General features: G+C 36.4%; 3 protein-coding genes. 2 read left to right on the top strand and 1 reads right to left on the bottom strand.

Going from position 1 to position 2,295, the window contains the following annotated elements; all coding sequences use genetic code 11:
• Positions 1 to 107 precede the first annotated feature (107 nt).
• Both VMW81_10545 and VMW81_10540 read left to right on the top strand, forming a co-directional pair.
• Positions 108 to 908: a TlyA family RNA methyltransferase gene (locus VMW81_10545; GenBank protein ID HUU51378.1), complete on the top strand. Its 801-nt coding sequence runs from the start codon at positions 108 to 110 to the stop codon at positions 906 to 908.
• 11 nt (positions 909 to 919) lie between these two features.
• Entirely contained in the window at positions 920 to 1,600 is a 681-nt protein-coding gene (locus VMW81_10540; protein HUU51377.1) for a class I SAM-dependent methyltransferase, read from the top strand.
• Positions 1,601 to 1,632: 32 nt separating this feature from the next.
• Here VMW81_10540 and VMW81_10535 read toward each other — a convergent pair.
• Positions 1,633 to 2,295 (bottom strand): TIGR02757 family protein (locus tag VMW81_10535; GenBank protein HUU51376.1); only part of this gene is annotated, 663 nt, incomplete at its 5' end.

The raw sequence follows: 2,295 nt of genomic DNA, 5'->3' as shown, positions 1-2,295 counted from the left end.
AATTCTTAGAAAAAGGTATGGACTCTGTGAAGAAGGGATTGTCTTAGAGCTAAAATCTCTTTTGAATTCCAAGAAAAATAAAAATTTTTTCTTATCTTTTCTAAATAATGCAGGGAAAAGAACGGCTGGATAAGGTTTTAGTAGAAAAGGGGCTGGCTGAAGGAAGAGAAAGGGCAAAGGCCCTGATTTTAGCTGGTAAGGTTTTTGTTGATGGGACTATAATCAATAAAGCAGGAACAAAGGTATCATCCTCCTCCAATATTAAAATCAAACAAAATTCCTCCTCTTATGTAAGCCGCGGCGGTGAAAAGCTTGAGGGTTTCTTCAAGGCATTTCCTCTGGATTTAAAAGATAAAATAGCAATGGATATCGGTGCATCAACAGGAGGATTTACCCATTTTCTCTTGGAAAGGGGAGTGAAAAAGGTTTATGCCATAGATGTGGGATATGGGCAGTTAGATTGGCACCTGAGAAATGATCCCAGAGTTATTAATATGGAGAAGGTCAATATCCGTTACTTAGACCCTTCGATGATAAAGGATAGAATCAATTTGGCTACCATAGATGTCTCTTTTATATCGCTTGAATTGGTCCTTCCTTTGGTATTTAGACTTTTAGCTCAAAATGGAGAGGTTATTGCCCTTATCAAGCCCCAATTCGAGGTTGGGAAGGAAGAGGTTGAAAAAAAGGGTATTATTAGAGATAAAACGAAACACAAAAAGGTCCTTTTAAAAATAGCTCAGCTTTCAAAAAAAATGGGATGGAAGGTAAAGGGAATGATGAGATCTCCTCTTTTAGGCGCAAAAGGAAATATTGAATTTTTTATTTATTTAAGCTCATCAAAGGATTCTTCTGATAGAGAAGATATAGAAACATACATAGACAATATAATAAATAATCCTCTTTGAATACCACCTTAATGGAGAAATCCCCAAAAGACTTAGTTCCCCTATTTTTTGAGAAAACAGCAAAAACGTATGACACCGTAGTAAAATGGACAACCCTTGGAAATGACAAATACTGGAAGGAACAGATTCTAAAAAAAATTCCACCTTGTAGCTCCATCCTCGACCTTGCCTGTGGAACAGGAATTCTTACCTTTCAAATATGTGAAAAATTTCCTCATGCAAAGATAATAGGGGTTGATATAACAAAAAGTTATCTTCGTGAAGCAAGGAAAAAGCTGAATCCCCATCATAAAATATCTCTTTTAAATCAAGACGCAGAAAAACTCATCCTAAAAGATAAATTCGACTGCATTACTTCATCTTATATATCGAAATACTGTGAAGCAGAGGTTCTTATCAAGACCTGCTTAGATCATCTCAAACCAGGAGGAAAAATAATCCTTCATGACTTTACCTACCCACAAAACAGACTTGTAAGAGCGGCATGGGGTTTTTATTTTTTCTTATTGAGGTTTTCGGGTTATTTCTTGACCAGCTGGAAGGAGGTATTTGTTGAACTTCCAAAGCTCATCAGATCGACAAACTGGTCTTATGAATATGAATTGACCCTGAAAAAATATGGCTTTAAAGTAGAGAGAGAATCTCTAAGCATGGGAACATCAACCATTCTTACCGGTACCCATATTGTCTAAACTTATTTTAAAAGAGATTCAAGAAGATGGGATTAAAGCTGACATACCGGTCTTAAATCACATGCCTTACATTTTTTATGATCCTTTTTTTTAGGACAATAATTCATGATTCCGAGTCTGCAGAGGGGAAAATCATACTTTACCGGATCATTTGGATCGAGCTTTTTTAAATTGGCTGTAATATCTGCAGCCATTCTCCAATTTGGATTCTTATGCTTTGTTAATCCCAAATGTCTGGAAATTCGAGCAACATGGGTATCAAGAGGAACAATGAGTTTTGACGGTGAAATATCCTTCCAGATACCAAAATCTATAGAATCTCCTCTCCTTACCATCCAGCGTAAAAAGAGGTTAAGTCTCTTGCATGCGCTTCCGCCTTCAGGAGAAGGGAGAAAGAATCTTACCCCCGCATCTTTGGGAAGACCATTCCCATTATAAAAAGGAGAACAGTCCATTTCTAAAAATCCTTTAACGAATTTTGTAAGGGCTGAAGCAATATTTTCATCTTCGTCTCTATATCCTTTTTTAAAAAAATCGAGTATTGAACCATACGAGTCGATGACCTGTTTTATCAAATAAATGAAACATGCCATATCCTCTCCATTATTAAACCGATGAACAAACCCCCTAAACTTCTTCGAGTCCCATTTAGGATCGAAACTCTTGATAAAATTATAGGGTTTATCATCCATTAT

It is taken from the genome of Nitrospinota bacterium, from assembly GCA_035528715.1.
Lineage (GTDB): Bacteria > JADFOP01 > JADFOP01 > DATKYB01 > DATKYB01 > DATKYB01.
Note: the sequence above shows the minus strand (reverse complement) of the source record. Positions and strands in the feature narration are given on the sequence as shown.